Annotated in this window: 18 protein-coding genes and 1 pseudogene; 9 read left to right on the top strand and 10 right to left on the bottom strand. The window is 64.3% G+C overall.

The annotated features are described in order from the left end of the window. Positions 1–103: 103 nt before the first annotated feature. The 6 genes from ACT6QU_RS19250 to ACT6QU_RS19225 all read right to left on the bottom strand — a co-directional run bounded on the left by ACT6QU_RS19250 (position 104) and on the right by ACT6QU_RS19225 (position 7,024). Positions 104–919, bottom strand: coding sequence for an ABC transporter permease subunit (locus tag ACT6QU_RS19250; protein WP_444565892.1), 816 nt, complete (start codon positions 917–919; stop codon positions 104–106). Continuing rightward, positions 916–1,827 carry an ABC transporter permease subunit gene (locus tag ACT6QU_RS19245; protein WP_444565893.1) on the bottom strand — a complete coding sequence of 304 codons (912 nt, stop codon included), beginning with the start codon at positions 1,825–1,827 and terminating at the stop codon, positions 916–918. Before ACT6QU_RS19245 ends, ACT6QU_RS19250 begins: the two co-directional genes overlap by 4 nt. 317 nt (positions 1,828–2,144) lie before the next feature. Then, positions 2,145–3,284: an ABC transporter ATP-binding protein gene (locus ACT6QU_RS19240; protein ID WP_444836735.1), complete on the bottom strand. Its 1,140-nt coding sequence runs from the start codon at positions 3,282–3,284 to the stop codon at positions 2,145–2,147. A 62-nt stretch (positions 3,285–3,346) separates the two neighbouring features. Further along, positions 3,347–4,447 (bottom strand): polyamine ABC transporter substrate-binding protein, encoded by a 1,101-nt coding sequence (locus ACT6QU_RS19235; protein ID WP_444565895.1) that lies wholly within the window; start codon positions 4,445–4,447, stop codon positions 3,347–3,349. Between the two features lie 93 nt (positions 4,448–4,540). Beyond that, positions 4,541–5,986: a glutamine synthetase family protein gene (locus tag ACT6QU_RS19230; protein ID WP_444565896.1), complete on the bottom strand. Its 1,446-nt coding sequence runs from the start codon at positions 5,984–5,986 to the stop codon at positions 4,541–4,543. A gap of 78 nt (positions 5,987–6,064) precedes the next feature. Continuing rightward, positions 6,065–7,024, bottom strand: a complete 960-nt coding sequence (locus ACT6QU_RS19225) for a DMT family transporter (protein WP_444565897.1) — start codon at positions 7,022–7,024, stop codon at positions 6,065–6,067. Between the two features lie 101 nt (positions 7,025–7,125). Here ACT6QU_RS19225 and ACT6QU_RS19220 point away from each other — a divergent pair, with 101 nt between their 5' ends. Both ACT6QU_RS19220 and ACT6QU_RS19215 read left to right on the top strand, forming a co-directional pair. Then, positions 7,126–7,713 (top strand): ferric reductase-like transmembrane domain-containing protein, encoded by a 588-nt coding sequence (locus ACT6QU_RS19220; protein ID WP_444565898.1) that lies wholly within the window; start codon positions 7,126–7,128, stop codon positions 7,711–7,713. Continuing rightward, the gene (locus ACT6QU_RS19215; protein ID WP_444565899.1) at positions 7,710–8,687 is read left to right on the top strand and encodes an NADPH:quinone reductase; all 978 of its coding nucleotides are present in this window, start codon (positions 7,710–7,712) and stop codon (positions 8,685–8,687) included. The genes ACT6QU_RS19220 and ACT6QU_RS19215 overlap by 4 nt, the downstream gene beginning before the upstream one ends. Positions 8,688–8,693: 6 nt before the next feature. On the opposite strand, the gene ACT6QU_RS19210 is transcribed toward ACT6QU_RS19215, so the two are convergent. Genes ACT6QU_RS19210 through ACT6QU_RS19200 form a run of 3 tightly spaced genes read right to left on the bottom strand, consistent with a single transcriptional unit; the run spans position 8,694 to position 10,744 of the window. After that, positions 8,694–8,981 carry a HigA family addiction module antitoxin gene (locus tag ACT6QU_RS19210; protein WP_444565900.1) on the bottom strand — a complete coding sequence of 96 codons (288 nt, stop codon included), beginning with the start codon at positions 8,979–8,981 and terminating at the stop codon, positions 8,694–8,696. 8 nt (positions 8,982–8,989) lie between these two features. Continuing rightward, a complete protein-coding gene (locus tag ACT6QU_RS19205; RefSeq protein WP_444565901.1) occupies positions 8,990–9,271 on the bottom strand; it encodes a type II toxin-antitoxin system RelE/ParE family toxin in 282 nt (93 codons plus the stop codon). A 39-nt stretch (positions 9,272–9,310) separates the two neighbouring features. After that, the gene (locus ACT6QU_RS19200; protein ID WP_444565902.1) at positions 9,311–10,744 is read right to left on the bottom strand and encodes a helix-turn-helix domain-containing protein; all 1,434 of its coding nucleotides are present in this window, start codon (positions 10,742–10,744) and stop codon (positions 9,311–9,313) included. Positions 10,745–10,942: 198 nt separating this feature from the next. Between ACT6QU_RS19200 and aceA the strand changes: the two genes are divergently transcribed. From aceA to ACT6QU_RS19165, 7 genes and pseudogenes are all read left to right on the top strand, one after another. Then, positions 10,943–12,232, top strand: coding sequence for an isocitrate lyase (gene aceA / locus ACT6QU_RS19195; RefSeq protein ID WP_444565903.1), 1,290 nt, complete (start codon positions 10,943–10,945; stop codon positions 12,230–12,232). A gap of 57 nt (positions 12,233–12,289) precedes the next feature. Continuing rightward, positions 12,290–12,526: an SMc00767 family acetate metabolism repressor gene (locus tag ACT6QU_RS19190; RefSeq protein ID WP_444565904.1), complete on the top strand. Its 237-nt coding sequence runs from the start codon at positions 12,290–12,292 to the stop codon at positions 12,524–12,526. Positions 12,527–12,723: 197 nt separating this feature from the next. After that, positions 12,724–13,191, top strand: a complete 468-nt coding sequence (locus ACT6QU_RS19185; RefSeq protein ID WP_444565905.1) for a response regulator — start codon at positions 12,724–12,726, stop codon at positions 13,189–13,191. Between the two features lie 66 nt (positions 13,192–13,257). Then, positions 13,258–14,691, top strand: coding sequence for a glutamine synthetase family protein (locus ACT6QU_RS19180; RefSeq protein ID WP_029660655.1), 1,434 nt, complete (start codon positions 13,258–13,260; stop codon positions 14,689–14,691). A gap of 45 nt (positions 14,692–14,736) precedes the next feature. Then, on the top strand, positions 14,737–14,973 hold the full coding sequence (locus tag ACT6QU_RS19175) for a hypothetical protein (protein ID WP_444565906.1): 237 nt from the start codon (positions 14,737–14,739) through the stop codon (positions 14,971–14,973). Between the two features lie 33 nt (positions 14,974–15,006). After that, positions 15,007–15,258 (top strand): annotated as a pseudogene (locus ACT6QU_RS19170) (type II toxin-antitoxin system RelE/ParE family toxin); the annotation flags it as partial. Beyond that, the gene (locus ACT6QU_RS19165; RefSeq protein ID WP_444565907.1) at positions 15,251–16,552 is read left to right on the top strand and encodes an NAD(P)/FAD-dependent oxidoreductase; all 1,302 of its coding nucleotides are present in this window, start codon (positions 15,251–15,253) and stop codon (positions 16,550–16,552) included. The pseudogene ACT6QU_RS19170 and the gene ACT6QU_RS19165, both read left to right, overlap by 8 nt. A 55-nt stretch (positions 16,553–16,607) precedes the next feature. Here ACT6QU_RS19165 and ACT6QU_RS19160 read toward each other — a convergent pair whose 3' ends face one another. Continuing rightward, positions 16,608–16,862 carry a hypothetical protein gene (locus ACT6QU_RS19160; RefSeq protein WP_444565908.1) on the bottom strand — a complete coding sequence of 85 codons (255 nt, stop codon included), beginning with the start codon at positions 16,860–16,862 and terminating at the stop codon, positions 16,608–16,610. Between the last annotated feature and the right edge of the window lie 327 nt (positions 16,863–17,189).

Raw genomic sequence — 17,189 nt, 5'->3', positions numbered from 1 at the left:
ATCTCACATCCGCCACCGCATCGAAAACAATACACGATGCGGCAGCAGGGAAGTTACAAGGGATAAAGGGTGGGGGTCTGCCGCGCTCAGACCCGTCCACACTTCACCCCTGCGCGGCGGCCTGTTCGTCGCGGCGGCGCTGGACGTCTCGGCGTTTGTTGACCAGCGAGGCGAGGATGACGCCGATGCCGACGACGCCGATCAGGATTGTCGAGACGGCGTTGATCTCGGGCGTCACGCCGAGACGGACCTGGCTGTAGATGCGCATCGGCAGCGTCGTGGCGCCGGGGCCGGAGGTGAAGCTGGCGATGACCAGATCGTCGAGCGAGAGCGTGAAGGCGAGCATCCAGCCGGCGACGATGGCGGGCAGGATGACCGGCAGCGTGACGGTGAAGAAGGTGCGCGCGGGGGTGGCCCCTAAGTCCTGCGCGGCTTCCTCCAGCGATCGGTCGAAGGAGAGCAGGCGCGATTGCACGACGACCGCGACGAAGCACATCGAGAAGGTGATGTGGGCGAGCGTGATGGTCATGAAACCGCGTTCGAGCCCGATGGCGACGAACAGTAGGAGCAGCGACAGGCCGGTGATGACTTCGGGCATGACCAGCGGCGCGAACACCATGCCGATGAAGAGGATGCGGCCATGGAAGCGCGTGTAGCGCGTGAGCACGATGGCCGCGAGCGTGCCGAGCACCGTCGCGACCGAGGCCGACAGGAAGGCGACGCGGAAGGTTACCAAGGCGGCGTCGAGCAATTGCTGGTTCTGGAACAGCGAGACGTACCAGCGCGTGGAAAACCCGCCCCAGACCGTGACGAGCCGCGAGGCGTTGAACGAATAGATGACCAGGAGCAGGATCGGGATGTAGAGAAACGCGAATCCGAGCACCAGCGAGACGATGTTGAAGCGCGAGAGGCGGTTCATCGGCCGCGCTCCTGGGCTTTCGCCTGCGCCTGCTGGAAGAGCATGATCGGCACGACGAGGACGAGCAGGAGCACGATGGCGACGGCGGACGCGACCGGCCAGTCGCGATTGGCGAAGAACTCGTTCCACAAGGTCTTGCCGATCATCAAGGTCTGCGAGCCGCCGAGGAGATCCGGGATGACGAACTCGCCGACGGCGGGGATGAAGACCAGCATGCAGCCGGCGACGATGCCGGGCACCGAGAGCGGCACGGTGATCTTCCAGAACGCGCCGGCGGGCGTCGAACCGAGATCCTGCGCCGCCTCGATCAGCGAGAAATCCATCTTCTCCAGCGTCGCATAGAGCGGCAGGACCATGAAAGGCAGGTAGGAATAGACGATACCGATATAGATCGCCGTGTAGGTGCCGGTGATGATGAGCGGCGCGTCGATGATGCCGAGCCAGAGCAGGAACTGGTTGAGCAGCCCCTCGGGCTTCAGGATGCCGATCCAGGCATAGACGCGGATCAGGAACGACGTCCAGAACGGCAGGATGACGAGCATCAGCAGCAGCGGGCGCAGGCTGTCGGGCGCGCGCGCCATGGCATAGGCCATCGGGTAGCCGATCAGGAGCGCGAGGAAGGTGGAGACACCCGCGATCCAGACGCTGGTCAGATAGGCGTTGAAATAGAGCGCGTCGTCCCAGAGCCAGAGGTAGTTTTCGAAGGAGAGTTCGGAGAGGGCTTCGGTGAAAGCGGCCCAGCCTTCGGAAAGGTCGAAGGTCGGGGTGTATGGCGGCATCGAAATCGCGGTGAAGGATAGCGAAATCTTGAAGACGATCAGGAACGGGACGAGGAAGAAGACCAGCAGCCAGAGATAGGGGACGATGATCGTGACGCGCGAGGCGATGGCGGCGACGAGGCGGTTCATGGGTGGGCCACCGTTCCGGAAAGGTAGCGATCCGTCGCACCCCCCTCTGCCCTGCCGGGCATCTCCCCCTCAAGGGGGGAGATCAGTCTCGTCGATGGCGGCGCGGTATCGCCTTTGGAAAGGTAGCGCTCCGTCGCGCCCCCCTCTGTCCTGCCGGACGCCCTGGCCCGAGCCACGGGTCTCGGCCCGTCCTTCGGACCCCCCGCGAGGGGGGAGATTAAGCTCGTCGCCGACACCGCGTGATCTCCCCCCATGCGGGGGAGATGTCCGGCAGGACAGAGGGGGGCGCGAGGGAATGAGGCGTTGATCATTTCCGCCTACCGCGTCAGCACGACGCCGGCGTCGGCGGGGAAGGTGAGCCATGCGCGGTCGTTCCAGGTGAGTGGGTCTTCGCTGGTGCGGTGGCGGTTGAGTTCGCTCGAGCGGACGATCTGGCCGCCCGCGAGCTTGACGTTGTAGACCGTCATGTCGCCGAGATAGCCGATGTCCCAGACCTCGCCCTCGATGGCGTTGAGCGCCGAGTTTTCTGGCTTTTTCGACGAGATGCGGATCTTTTCGGGGCGGACGGCGTACCAGACGGTGCCCTCGCCCGCCGCATTTGCATCGTCGGCGCGGATGGTGACGCCGTCGGCGGTGGCGATCTCGATGCGGCCGTCATCGCGGCCGGCGATGCGGCCCTCGAAGATGTTCACCGAGCCGACGAAATCGGCGACGAAGCGCGAGGCAGGCGCCTCGTAGATTTCGGCCGGGGTCGCGACCTGCATCACCTCGCCCTTGTCCATGATGGCGATGCGGTCGGCCATGGTCATCGCCTCTTCCTGATCGTGCGTGACGACCATGAAGGTGAGGCCGAGCTGCTGCTGCAAATCCATCAGTTCGAACTGCGTTTCCTCGCGCAGTTTCTTGTCGAGCGCGCCGAGCGGCTCGTCGAGCAGCAGCACTTTCGGGCGCTTGGCGACCGAGCGGGCGAGCGCAACGCGCTGGCGCTGGCCGCCGGAGAGCTGGTGCGGCTTGCGCTTGGCGAATTGCTCGAGCTTGACCAGCTTCAGCATCTCGGCGACGCGCTTTTCGATGTCGACCTTCGCCATGCCGTCCTGCTTCAGCCCATAGGCGATGTTCTTCTCCACGGTCATGTGCGGGAAGAGCGCGTAGGACTGGAACATCATGTTGACGGGGCGGCGATAGGGCGGGATGCCGGCGAGGTCCTGACCGTCGAGCAGGATGCGTCCCGCGCTCGGCTCCTCGAAGCCGGCCAGCATTCTGAGCAGCGTGGACTTGCCGCAGCCCGACGCGCCGAGCAGCGCGAAGAACTCGCGCTCGTAGACATTCAACGAGAGATTGTCGACGGCCGTGAAATCACCGAAACGCTTGGTGACGTTCTCGAAGGCGATGAACGGTTTCGCGGTCGGATCGGTCCAGGGCGCAAAGCTGCGGCGGATGCTTCCCAGCGATTTCATTCGGGGCCCTCTGGGTCGGTCGGGAATGAAGAGGCCCGGATGAACCGGGCCTCTCGGATGGTTTACTGGCCGGTGACGATGCGGGTCCAGCTTCGGGTGACGAGGCGCTGGAAGCGGGGCTCGTAGGGCATGACCGTGAACATCTTCTCCAGCGTCGCATCGTCCGGATAGATCGCCGTGTCCTCGATGATCTCAGCCTCGATGAATTCCTTCGCCGCCTCGTTGCCATTGGCAAAGTAGACGTAGTTCGTCGCCCGCGCGATGACTTCCGGCTCCATGATGAAGTTCAGAAATTCATGCGCTTCCTCGACGTTCTGTGCGTCGGCGGGGATCGCCATCTGGTCGAACCAGAGCTGGGCGCCCTCTTCCGGCACCGAATAGGCGACTTCGACGTTGTTGTTGGCCTCGGCCGCGCGGTCGGCCGCCTGGAAGACGTCGCCGGACCAGCCGATGGCCATGCAGATGTCGCCGTTGGCAAGCGCGTTGATGTATTCGGACGAGTGGAAGCGGCGGATGTGCGGGCGCACGGCCAGCATGACCTCTTCGGCGGCTTCGAGATCTGCCGGTTCGGTCGAGTTCGGGTCCTTGCCGAGCCAGAGCAGGACGGTCGGCAGGATGTCCGTCGGGCTGTCGAGGAAGTAGACGCCGCAATCGGCGAGCTTGGCGAGGTTTTCCGGATCGAAGGCGATGTCCCAGCTATCGATTTCGGCCGTGCCGAGACGTTCCTCGACCATGGCGGGATTGTAGCCGATGCCGACCGTGCCCCACATGTAGTTGATCGAATAGGCGTTGCCGGGATCGTATTTCTCGGTTTGGCCTTCGACGAAGTCCCACATGTTTTCAAGGTTCGGCAGCTTGGACTTGTCGAGTTCCTGAAAGACGCCGGCTTCGATCTGGCGCGACAGGAACAGGCCCGTCGGCACCACCACGTCATAGCCCGAGCCGCCAGCCAGAAGGCGCGTCTCGAGGATTTCGTTGGAATCGAACACGTCGTAGACGACGCGAATGCCGGTCTTCTCGGTGAACTCGGCGATCAGCGAATCGTCGATATAGTCCGACCAGTTATAGACGTTGACGACCCGGTCCTGCGCGGCGGCCCCGCCGGCGAGGACGGCGGCAATGGCCGAAGCGGCTGCGCCGAGCAACATGTTGCGTGACTTCATTCGATGGCTCCTCTGTCGGTTTCTTGGGGCTCGCGAAAGCCCGGATATGCTTACGATATTTTTGTTTTTGCACTGCGGCAAGCCGCAAAGGCTTCACAGATAGGTGGTGCGCTCCAAAGGCGTGATCTCGGCCCAGAACGCGATGATCTCCGCCCGCTTCAGATCACGGTAGACCTTGGCGAGGAACGGCCCGAGCGCGCGGTCGGCGAACTTGCTCCGGGCCATGAGTTGCAGCGCGTCGTCCATGTCGTCGGGCAGCATCAGCCCGTCCTCGTCATAGGCATTGCCGTCGACGGGCGGCGGTGGGACGGCTTTCGTTTCGATGCCTTCGACCATGCCCTGAATGATGGCGGCGAGGACGAGGTAGGGGTTGGCGTCGGCGCCGGCGATGCGATGTTCGACCCGGCGGTTGGTGTCGTTCGAAACGGGGATACGGAGCGCAACCGAGCGGTTGTTCTCACCCCAGACGGCCCGCGTCGGCGCGTATGAGCCGGGCGTGATGCGGCGAAAGCCGTTCCATGTGTTGATGAAGATCAGGAGCGATTCCGGCATCGAAGTCAAAAGCCCCGCGACGGCGGATTCCAGCACCTTGCGGCCTTGCGGACCGCCGAAGATATTCGATCCCGACGCATCCAGCATCGAGGCGTGGACGTGCATGCCGTTGCCGGCATATTCCAAGAACGGCTTGGCCATGAACGTTGCCGTCAGCCCATGCGCGCGGGCGCAGCCGAGGACGATCCTTCGCAACATGATGACGTCGTCCGCCGCCTTCAGCGGGTCGGCGCGGTGCTTCAGATTGACCTCGAACTGGCCGGGCGCGGCCTCCTTGATGATCGTGTCGATCGGCAGACCTTGCGCGTCGGCCGCGTCGCGGATCATGTCGAAGAGGTCGGCATGTTCGGCCAGATCGTCGAGCCCGTACATGCGCAGCCGGTCGGGTCCGGCAGTGGCGCCGACCGGGCCGGGCATGCCGTCATGCCAGGCGGTGTTCGGGTCGAGCAGGTAGAATTCGAGCTCGAAGGCGACGACGGGGAAGAACCCCTTTGCGTTCACCTCGGCGATCTTCTTCTTCAAGACCTGGCGCGGGTCGGCCATGTAGGGCTCGCCCTCGGGGGTGAAGGTCTGGAGCAGGACCTGCGCGGTCTTGCGCTTGGCCCAGGGCACGATGGAGAGCGTTCCGCGCGTGGCGCGGCAGTAGCCGTCCTGGTCGCCGGTCTCGATGTGCAGCCCCGTCTCGGTGACCTCGCGGCCCCAGACGTCGAGGCCGTGCAGCGACATCGGGAAATTGACGCCTTCCTCGAAGGCCTTCTTCAGCGCATCGCCCGGCGCCCATTTGCCGCGCATGACGCCGTTCGGGTCGACCAGCAGGAACTCGACGGCTTCGATATCGGGATGTTCCTCGATGAAGGCGCGGTATTCGCGCTCGTGATCCGCGGAGACGAATTTGGACGCTGACTGTCCGCTCTGGGGCGGGGAGGTCGGATGGTCCGCGGATGTTTCAGGATGCGTTTCGAGGATGCCCGTTGCCGTGGGTTGCAAGATAAACCTGTCTGACTGTTGCCGATCCGCGAAGGGTGCCCCTCGCCTCGACCGGAGTCAAGCTTGGTTCAGGGACTGCTAATTCGGCTGCTGGACGCCTGTCACGCCGGGTTTGAGCGGGCGGCGCTGGCGGCGGAACTCGAGCCCGATATGGACCAGGAGCGCGGCGAAGACGACCGCGCCGCCAAGGATGGTGCGCGCCGAGGGCACCTCGGCATGGACGAGCCAGACCCAGACCGGGCCGAGCAGCGTTTCGAACGTGCCGAGAAGCGCGGCGAAGGCGGCCGGGATGAGCCGTGCGCCGGTGGCGAAGAAGGCAAGGCCGAGGCCGAGATTGAGCGCGCCGAAGGCGAAGAGGAACGCCATGTCGGGAACCGTTACCGCGAAGGTCGAGGTCTGCGTCGCGGCGAACGTGCCGGCGATGAGCGTTCCGAGGCACGTCGCGGGCGTCATGCGGACATGGGCGTAGCGGCGCGTGATGACGGTGGCGCAGGCGAAGACAAGCGCGATCAGCACCGCAAGGCCGTCGCCGATGGGCGAGACGTTTCCGGTGAGCGAATCCGACACCATGATGGCGACGCCGACGATGACGGCGGCAATGGCGCACCATGTGGCCAGCGAGACGCGTTCGCGAAAGAGCACGAAGGCGATGAGCGCGGCGATGAGCGGCACGCCGGCCTGCATCAGGAGAACGTTGGCGACCGTCGTATAGGAGAGCGCGACGACGAAGGAGGTCGACGCCGTGGCGAAGCAGAGGCCGACCGCGACGCCGGGCAAACCCATCTGGCGAAAGAGCGCCTTCGTGCCGGCAAAGCCATCGCGCCAGACCATGTAGCCGATGAGGAAAGCGGCGGCCCAGAGCGAGCGCCAGAAGACGACCGTCCAGGAATCCGGCGCCTCGATGAAGCGCGCGATGGCGCCGCCGAAACTCCAGAACAGGGCGGAGAGGAAGACGAGCAGCAGCCCGACGCGCTCCTCTCGCGGGGAGACCGCCGGAACGGCGGCAGGGACGGCGGTGACGGGCGCGACCTGCGACATGCTCGGTTTCCAAGGAACGCCGCAACCTTGCGGCCCTGCCATCTACTTCGGTCGGTCTGCCAATGGCGTGATCCAGCCAGTTCAGCTAATTGGGGCAATTCATGCTGCTCCAATCGCGCCTCTTCCTGTTCAGCCTTCTCATGCTGCCCGCGCTCGCCATGCTGGCGCCGCTGGTGCTTGGCGCGCCATGGCGCGTGTCGATCCGCCCGACCGGCGAGGCGGCTGCGGTGCTCCTGATCCTCGCGCTGGCGATCTCGCCGCTGAAGGCGCTGTTCGGCGCGGCGGCGTGGACGCGCTGGCTGCTGCGCCAGCGGCGGGCGATCGGGCTGGCGGCGTTCGGCTATGCGGCGATCCACATGGGGGTGTTCGCGCTGTCGATCGGCAGCCTCGCCGACATTGTTGCGGGGATGGCCTGGGCCTCGATGTGGACGGGGTGGGCGGCATTTGCCGCGCTTCTCGTCATGGCGGCGATTTCCAACGACCGGGCGGTGCGCGCGATGGGGCGAAGCTGGAAGGCGGTGCAGCGCCTTGCCTATCCGGCAGCCCTCCTGACGCTGGCGCACTGGCTCCTGCTCACCCGCGACTGGAACGAGGCGATCATCTGGTTCGCACCGCTCGGGCTCTTGCAATTGGCGCGTCTGGCAACGAGTTTGCGGCGCAGAGATTCGAACGGGAGGACAGGGCGATGAAGGCTGGCTGGTACGAGAAGAATGGCGAGGCAAAGGATGTCCTCGTCGTCGGCGAGATGGAAACGCCGAAGCCGGGTGTCGGCGAAGTCCTCGTCAGACTGATGGCCTCGGGCGTCAATCCGTCCGACGTCAAGAGCCGGCGTGGCCGGCCGCTGATCGCGCCGCGCATCATTCCGCATTCGGACGGAGCCGGGGTCATAGAGGCGGTGGGCGACGGCGTCGATGCTAGCCGCATTGGCGAGCGGGTCTGGACATGGAACGGCCAGTGGAAGCGGCCTTTCGGCACGGCGGCGCAGTTCATAGCGCTCCCTGTCGACCGGGCCGTGCGGCTGCCGGACGGCATCGATTTCGACGCCGGCGCGTGCATGGGCATTCCGGGGCTGACGGCGCTCCATGCCGTGAAGTTGCACGGCGACATCGCCGGCAAGACGCTTCTTGTGACGGGTGCCGCGGCGGCCGTCGGCCACTATGCGGTGCAGATGGCGAAGGCCGCGGGCGCGCGGGTGATCGGCACCACCTCGCCCGCCCGACGCGACCATGCGCTATCGGCGGGATGCGATGCGGTGATCGACTATCGCAGCGAGGACGTCGCGGGCCGCGTGAAAGAATTGACTGGTGGCAAGGGCGCCGACGGCATCATTGACATGGATTTTTCCTCGACCGCGGGCCTGCTGCCGGGCGGGATATTGGCCCAGCACGGCAAGTTCGTCTGCTACGGCTCGAACGTCGCCGGCGACGTGCCGGTGTCGTTCCCGGCGCTGCTCTGGGGCAGCCTGTCGCTGGAGGTCTTCGTCGTCTACGAACTGACGGCAGAGGAGCGCGCTGTGCGGCTGCGGGAGTTGAACGAGATGCTGGAAGCGGGGACGCTGAAACACACGATCGGCGCGACGTACGGGCTCGACGAGATCGTCGCCGCGCATGAGGCGGTGGAGGGCGGGAGGGTGACGGGGAATGTGGTGCTGCGGACCGGGTGAGCGACGCTAAGCGACCCGCCGCTCGACCTCGGACAACTCGCGCTCATCGACCAGCGCAAGATCGTAGTTGGACTGCAGGTTCATCCAGAACTGCGGTGTCGTACCGAAATATTTCGCAAGGCGCGCCGCCGTATCTGCCGTGATGGCGCGCGTTTCCCGAACGAGTTTCTCGATCCTGTCACGAGGAACGTGCAAGGCGTTGGCAAGCGCGCCTGCCGACAGATCGTATTCGACGAGAAACTCTTCCCGGAGGATTTCGCCGGGATGAACCGGACGGGGCTTCATCTCAGACATCGTAAGCCTCAATGATAGTCGACGATTTCAACGTCGTATGCATTTCCGTCCCGCCAAACGAAGCAGAGTCGCCACTGGTCGTTGATCCGCACCGAATGTTGCCCGACGCGCGCCCCTTTCAAAGGCTCCAGATTGTTCGATGGAGGCACGCTCATATCGGACAATGACGACGCGGCATCCAACTGCGCCAGCTTGCGCTGTGCCCGGGCCATCAGGTCAGCGGGAAATCCCTTCAACGACTTGCCGGACCGGATTGCGGGAATGCGCTTGTCGCGAATTGAACCGATCATCAGATTTGTATCCTGTGAAGATACGTTTTTCAATACCTCTTACTGAAAATCGAACGCGCTCAGTCCCGTCACCATCTCGTCCAACCCCAATGGACGTGTGACAGGGGGTTCAGCGCGGGCGAGGCAGCCGGTGCGTTCGCACAGGCGACAGGCGGGGCCGATGGGGACGGCGGCGAGCGTCTGCTTGCCGGAGCGCGGCTCGGCAGGGAGGGCGGAGGCGTAGACGAGGTCGTCCCTGAAGGCGATGTCGCAGCCGATGAGGATCGCCGTGCGGCGGGGGCGTTCGGCGAAGGCGCCTTGCGGGCCTTCGAGCGTACGGCAGATCGTCAGAAATTCGGCGCCGTCGGGCATTTCGACCGCTTCGACGAAGATCTGGCCGGGTTGGCCGAAGGCAGCATGGACGGCGAGTTTGGGACAGGTGCCGCCGAATCGCGCCTGCGGGAAGCCTTGCGCGCCGGCGCGGCGGAAGCGGTTTCCGGCGTGGTCGACTTCCAGCATGAAGAAGGGCACGCCGGGCTGCGTGGTTCGGCCGAGCATCGTCAGGCGGTTCGCCGCCTGTTCGAAGGAGACGCCGAAGCGCGAGCGCAGGACGTCGATGTCGTAGCGAGCACGGACGGCGGCGGCGTGGAACGCCTGATAGGGCATCATCAGCGCGTGGGCGGCGTAGCGGGCGAGTTCGAAGCGGGCGAGACGGCGGGCCTCGTCGGTTGACAGTTTCAGCGCCTGGATTTCGGCGGCGATGGCGACGTTCATGCGGATGAGGCAGGCCTCCATCGCGACTTCGCGCAACTGGTCGAAGGGCGAGAGGCGCTCGGAGATGAAGAGGCGCTGCGAATGGCGGTCGTAGCGGCGGCGCCAGTTGGGCATGGTTGCGACCGGGAGCACCTTGACCACGATGCCGTATTCGCGGCGCAGCCATTCCTTGAGCGCCGGCAGAAGTTCCTCACCGCCGAGAAGCTTGTTGAAGGCTTCGGCCTCGTCCTCGATCCTGGCGAAATGGTTCGGACGGCGCTCCAGCACCTCGCGGACCTCGTCGATCGGCAGGCGGGCGGCGGAGATCGTCGCCCTGCCCTCACGCGCGAGCAGGTCCGACAGATCCGACAGGCGTTCGGCCTGCTCGCGATAGGCGCGGTAGAGCTTGATGACGGCCGCCGATGCATTGGGGGCGCCTTCGGCGAGTTCGATCAGTTCCTGGTCGCCGGGCAGTTCGCCGGCGAGCAGCGGATCGACGAAGGCCTCGCGAAGGGCAGTGACCGCGCCGGCCCCCTCGCCCTGCAACTCGTCCGGCTCGATCTTGAAGACCGAAGCGAGCTTGAGGATGAGTTGGACCGTCAGCGGGCGCTGGTTGCGCTCGATGAGGTTTAGATAGGAGGGCGAGATGCCGAGCGCCTCGGCCATTGCCGTCTGGGTCAGGCCCTTGCCGTTGCGGATGCGGCGGATGCGCGGTCCGGCGAAGATCTTCTGGTCGGCCATTGACAGCGCCTTTACAAGGATGACGGTTGACAATTTTTACAGATTTACACGCTTCGTCGGTCAAGATCAACACAGCATGACCCGATTGGAATGCAGCTTTTGCGCAATTTTCTCGTTGTCTTTCGCAGCGCAATGTAAATCCGAAACAGCGCCGCAGCCGAAAGGTCCGGCAGACGATTTACAAGAGTGGAGAACGACATGACCGATTTTTACAACCTCGTCCCGTCCGCCCCCGAAGGTCGTTTCGACGGCATCGAGCGCCCCTATGCCGCCGAGGACGTGAAGCGCCTGCGCGGGTCGGTCCAGATCAAGCACACGCTGGCCGAAAACGGCGCCAACCGCCTGTGGAAGCTCATCCACGAGGAAGATTTCGTCAACGCGCTCGGCGCGCTTTCCGGCAACCAGGCCATGCAGATGGTTCGCGCCGGGCTGAAGGCGATTTACCTTTCCGGCTGGCAGGTCGCGGCCGACGCCAACACCGCCTCGTCCATGTATCCCGACCAGTCGCTCTACCCGGCCAATGCCGCGCCGGAGCTTGCCAAGCGCATCAACAAAACGCTGCAGCGCGCCGACCAGATCGAAACGTCCGAAGGCAACGGCCTTTCCGTCGACACCTGGTTCGCGCCGATCGTCGCCGATGCGGAAGCCGGTTTCGGCGGGCCGCTCAACGCGTTCGAGATCATGAAAGCCTTCATCGAAGCGGGCGTCGCGGGCGTCCATTTCGAGGACCAGCTCGCCTCGGAAAAGAAGTGCGGTCACCTCGGCGGCAAGGTCCTGATCCCGACCGCTGCTCATATCCGCAACTTGAACGCCGCGCGGCTGGCCGCAGACGTCATGGGCACGCCGACGCTGATCGTCGCGCGCACCGACGCCGAGGCCGCCAAGCTGCTCACCTCCGACATCGACGAGCGCGACCAGCCCTTCGTCGACCACGACAAGGGCCGCACGGTGGAAGGCTTCTACCAAGTGAAGAACGGCATCGAGCCGTGCATCGCGCGCGCCATCGCCTATGCGCCGCATTGCGACCTGATCTGGATGGAGACCGGCAAGCCGGATCTCGCCCAGGCGAAGAAGTTCGCCGAGGCCGTGCACAAGGCGCATCCTGGCAAGAAGCTCGCCTATAACTGCTCGCCATCCTTCAACTGGAAGAAGAACCTCGACGACGCGACGATCGCCAAGTTCCAGCGCGAACTCGGTGCGATGGGCTACAAGTTCCAGTTCATCACGCTCGCCGGCTTCCACCAGTTGAATTTCGGCATGTTCGAGCTCGCCCGCGGCTACAAGGAGCGCCAGATGGCGGCCTATTCGGAGTTGCAGGAAGCCGAATTCGCGGCCGAAGTGAACGGTTACACGGCGACCAAGCACCAGCGCGAAGTCGGCACCGGTTATTTCGACGCCGTGTCGATGGCGATCACCGGCGGCCAGTCGTCCACGACCGCCATGCACGAATCGACCGAGCACGAGCAGTTCAAGCCGGCGGCCGAATAACCAATAGCGGGCGGCGGATCATCGCCGCCCTGCCCTTCTCACCCAGGAGACACGGACATGACACCCAATACACGCGTCAAGGAACGGGCCGAGGAACAGTCGTCGGCGATGAGTGCAGACCAGCAGGCGGTCATCCGCATGGTGGCGAACGACCTCCACCGCCTCAACCAGTCGGTGATGAAGGCGGTCGAGGCCGGCGTCTCCGTCGAACTGGTGCGTTCGGCGCGCCACCATGGCGGCGAAGGGAACTGGGGTGACCTTCTGATCCCGGTCGTCGTGACGAAGGGCAACTGAACCCTCATTTGAGAGTGTTGCGCGCGGGCGAAACGTCCGCGCGCCGCTTTCGTTAAGGAAATCTTTTCCAAACGGAATTTTGTAACCTGAAATTGTACACACGCTAAACGCAACCCGTTGACATACAACCTCAATGATCCACTATCCCCGTTGCCGGTTGTAGCCGGCGGGGGTTGGTTCGAACGGGGCGGTGGCGGATGCAGGGGACGGACGGCAATAATCTTCCTCCCGAACGGACAGGCTACTCGCCGGCGCTGATGGGCCAGGGGCTCGACGGTGCTCTCGTGCAGATCGTCAGCTCGGCCCGCGTGAACGCGCTCGTCGTCTCCAAGATCGTGGAACGCTGCGGATTGAAGGCCTTCGCCACCGGAGTCGGCGATGCGATGGCGCAGTACAAAGATCGCCTGCCCGGCACCGTTATCCTCGACGGCGGCGCGACCAACCGGGAATGCGACGATCTTCTGGATGCCCTCCTGACCAGCGCCTGCGCGCTCAAGGGACGCCCCGGCATCCTGTTCGTCGCCAGCCGACATCTTACCGAGGATGAAGAGGCCGAGTTCGGCCCGCCGGATGCGGTGGTGGCAAAGCCGATCACGCCCGAATCGCTCCAGCCTGCCATCCGGCATCTCGTCGCGCGGCTTTCAGCGGCTGCCGCGCGAAGCTGACCGCCCTTCCAATCGCGGCGCTCCGGTGGCTATAATGCGGCCACTTTCAACGACTTCTGGTGATTGATGCCTGCCCCCAAAAAGCAAGACCGCGCGGCCCCCAAGGCATCGCGGACGCGCACTCCCCAATTCATGCAGAACCTTCGCGGCGTGAAGAACTGGAAAGAGGCGGGCGGCTGGCTCGAATGGCGCGGCATCGAGGACATCGAGTGCATCACCCCGGACCAGGCGGGCGTGGCGCGCGGCAAGATGATGCCGTCGAAGAAATTCACGTCCAACACCTCGCTCGCCCTGCCCTCGGCCGTGTTCATGACGACGATCTCCGGGCGCTACCCCGAAGACGGCAACGGCTTCGTCTATCCCGAGGACGATGGCGACCTGAAGCTTCTGCCGGACCTGTCGACGCTGTCCGTCGTGCCGTGGGAGAGCGACCCGACGGCGCAGGTGATCTGCGACCTCGTCCACCAGGACGGGCGCATGGTCGAGTTCACGCCGCGCAACGTGCTGCGCCGCGTGGTCGAGGCCTATGAGCGCAACGGACTGAAGCCGGTGGTCGCGCCGGAGATCGAATTCTATCTCGTGCGCAAGAACCCCGACCCCGACTATCCGCTGGTGCCGCCGATCGGCCGCTCGGGCCGTGCGATCGCGGGCGGACAGGGCTATTCGATCGCCGGCGTCAACGAGTTCGACGAGTTGATCGACGACATCTACCACTTCTCGGAGGTGCAGGGCCTCGAGATCGACACGCTGATCCATGAGGAAGGCGCGGGGCAGCTCGAGATCAACCTGCGCCATGGCGACCCGGTGGAGCTTGCCGACCAGGTGTTCCTGTTCAAGCGCACGATCCGCGAGGCGGCGCTGAAGCACGAGACCTATGCGACCTTCATGGCCAAGCCGATCCAGGGTCAGCCGGGCTCTGCGATGCACATCCACCAGTCGATCATCGACACGAAGACGGGCAAGAACGTCTTCACCAACGACGACGGCTCGGAAACGGAAACGTTCTACAATTTCATCGGCGGGCTGCAGCGCCATATGCCCAGCGCGCTCGTCATGCTGGCACCCTATGTCAATTCCTATCGTCGGCTGACGCAGGCTTCCGCCGCGCCGGTCAACACGCGCTGGGGCTACGATAATCGCACGACGGCATTCCGCGTGCCGCGCTCGGATTCGGCTTCGCGGCGCGTCGAAAACCGCATCCCCTCCTCGGACGCCAACCCCTATCTCGCGCTCGCCGCCTCGCTCGCCTGCGGGCTGATCGGCATATTGCGCGAGACCAAATGCGACGCGCCGACGGGGTCGAGCGTCAACGAGGACGAGATCGAACTGCCGCGCGGCCTGCTCGAAGCCGTCGAATTGTTCGAGGGCGACGACGATTTGCAGGGCATCCTCGGCACGCAGTTCATCTCGACCTATGCGGCGATCAAGAAGGCCGAGTTCGAGACGTTCATGGAAGTGATCAGCCCGTGGGAGCGGGAGTATCTGTTGTTGAATGTGTAGGGGCGGCGTGGCACGCTCGGCCATCTGCAAGGTGAAGACGGTTCGATGAATATCGAGGTCGAGATCAAAGCCGATACGAGGCGACGGGTGGCGGCGGTCGCGAAGCGGACCGGGCTGTCCGAGTCGGAAATCATCGCCGAGGCACTGGAGCACGGCCATTCACTCGAATGGCAGGAGCGTTTCGCCGACAAGGTCGCCGCCGGAATCAAGGCTGCGGACCGCGAGGAGTTCGCATCGGAAGTGGATATCGAGCGTATTCGCACCAAGTATCGCGACGCGTGAAGGCCGTTCGATGGAACCCTACCCGCGCTTGCCGACCTCGATGCCATGCAGAACTACGTTGCGGAGCGAAATCCGGCTGCTGCGTTCAGGATAGTCAATGCCATTCTGAATCGAGCCGCACATCTTTCGCAGACACCGGAAATCGGGCGGCCTGGACGGGTACAGGGTACGCGTGAGCTGGTCCTAGTGGATATCGGATACGTCGTCGCCTACAGGCTGCTCGACGGAGTGGAAATTTTGGCCGTGATGCACGGCGCTCGCGAATGGCCCGAAGATTTTGACTGAACACACCACCCCCTACCAATCCCCCATCTCCCCCGGCATCTCCTGGTATGAGGCGACGGTCGGCGAGCGGCCGGAATATGCGCCGCTCGACGGGAGCGTTTCGGCCGATGTCGCGATCATCGGCGGCGGGTTTACCGGGCTGTCGGCGGCCGCGCATCTGGCGAAGGCGGGCACGAATGTCGTGCTGATCGACCAGCATCGCTTCGGCGACGGCGCGTCGGGGAGGAATGGCGGGCAGCTTGGGACCGGGCAGCGGGCCTGGGCGGAGGAGTATGAGGCCGAGCTTGGCTTCACGCGGGCCAAGGCGCTGTTCGGCCTCGCCGAAGAGGCCAAGGCGCACCTGCTGGAATTCGCCGAGACGAACGCGATCGACATCGATTTTCGGTCCGGCCAGATGTCGGTCGTTCACAAGAAGCGCTATCTGAAGGACTATCAGGCGCATCCGGCGCTGATGGCCGAGCGCTTCGGCTATCCGCATATCACCTATATGGATGCCGACGAGACTGCGCGGCGGCTGGGTTCGACGCATTATCTCGGCGGCACTCGCGATACCGGAACCGGCCATATCCATCCGCTGAAACTCGTCGTTGGCACGGCGCGGGTTGCGGCAGAAGCCGGCGCGAAGCTGCACGAGAATACGCCAGCGACGAAGATCGAGAGCAGCGGCGGCAAGGTGAGGATCACCACGCCGCGCGGCACGATCACGGCCGCAAAGGCGCTGATCGCGGTCAACGCTTATGGCGGCAACCTCGAGGAAAAGAGCGCGGCGCATATCATGCCGATCGGCTCGTTCATCGGTGCGACTGTGCCGCTCGGCGATGACAGTCCGGTGCTGCCGGGCGGCGAAAGCGTCGACGATTCGCGTTTCGTGGTGCGCTATTTCCGCAAGTCGGCCGACGGGCGACTGCTCTTTGGCGGGCGCGAAATCTATTCGACGGGCGATCCGAAGGGCATCGCGGACCACATCCGGCGGCAGATCGCCGAGGTCTATCCGGAGCTCAAGGACGTCGAGATCACCCATCAGTGGGGCGGCTATGTCGGCATCACCATGCCGCGCAAGCCCTTCGTGCGAGAGATCATGCCGAACGTGATCTCGGCCGGCGGCTATTCGGGCCACGGCGTCATGCTGTCGAACTTCATGGGCAAGCTCTACGCCGAGACGGTGGCGGGAAACCGCGACCGGCTGAAGCTGTTCGAGGAACTGAAGATCCCGGCATTCCCGGGCGGGCGGGCGCTGCGGGCTCCGCTGATGTTCCTGGCGCTGAACTGGTATGCGTTGAGGGATCGACTTTGACGTGAAAAAAGCCGCCCGGCATGCGGGCGGCTTTTTTGGTTCGCTGACGGAGGGCTTAGCGGCCGCTCTTGTCCTCGAAGATCAGTTCGCTGCGGGTCTCCGGCGTCGCCATGGCAGCTTCCTCGGCGATCGAGGCGGTCGTCATCGTGTCGCGGGTGCCGAACGTGAACGGGCCCTGATATTCCGTGTTGTAGTCGAACTGGCTTTCGACGCTGGCGTCGTAGTTGCCGACATTGACCGGGCCCTGCTGCATGGCGAATGCCGAGCCGGAGACGAGGATGGCGGCGGTGGCGATCAGAACGGTTTTCATGACGTAGTCCCTTCGTTTTCTCTGTTTCAATTTCGGGCTGGGTTTTTGTCCCAGTCGCGAACAGTCACGAAGGTTTTGGTGGGGAAGTTTCGGAGGTTTCGCGGTTTCTCAGTCACAAAGAGTTTAGCGGCAGCTGATGAACCGAATGGCGGGTTTTGCGTTGCGCGCGGCTGGCAAGGGGTCAATTCGCGGAAACGGCACGGAATGGGTCCCTGTGTATCGTGTCCATGTCATAGTTGCTGCGGGCGGAAGACCGTTGGGTCCCTGGTCTTGAGACCGATATCCGGCTCTGGTCCCCGCCCGCTTTGATACACCTGAACAGTTGCA

It is taken from the genome of Aliihoeflea sp. (assembly GCF_052435475.1).
GTDB lineage: Bacteria > Pseudomonadota > Alphaproteobacteria > Rhizobiales > Rhizobiaceae > Aliihoeflea.
This window is presented reverse-complemented; position numbering and strand designations above follow the sequence as displayed.